Below are 399 nucleotides of genomic sequence, written 5' to 3' on the forward strand. Positions count from 1 at the left end.
CACCTGCGCGATTGCCTTGCGCGTCAAGCCTCCCAATCTAAGCGTAGATGGCCAGCCTGTTTCCCGACCTGTTCGAGCCCCCGAAAATCCCGGGCCTTTCCTATCGTGACGACCTCATCTCGCGCGAAGAAGAATTGAGGTTGATCGCCGGGATCGACACGACTGCGCTTGAACCATTTCGCTTTCAGGGCTGGCTCGGCAAGCGCCTGACCAGTTCCTTCGGCTGGCGCTATGATTTCGAACACGCACGCTTTGGACCGACGGATCCCATGCCTGATTGGCTACTGACGGCGCGCGACAAGGCCGCAGCCTTTGCTGGCCTTGATTCCGCCAACCTCGCCCAGGCACTCCTGATTCGATATGATCCTGGCGCAGGCATCGGCTGGCACCGCGATCGCC

1 pseudogene is annotated in these 399 nt (G+C 60.7%); it reads left to right on the plus strand.

The window, feature by feature from the left end:
- Positions 1-47: 47 nt before the first annotated feature.
- Positions 48-399: pseudogene (locus ACFC3J_RS14680) on the plus strand (alpha-ketoglutarate-dependent dioxygenase AlkB); the annotation flags it as partial.

Origin of the sequence: Sphingobium sp., from assembly GCF_041987595.1 — a bacterium.
In the GTDB taxonomy this organism is placed as follows: Bacteria; Pseudomonadota; Alphaproteobacteria; order Sphingomonadales; family Sphingomonadaceae; genus Sphingobium.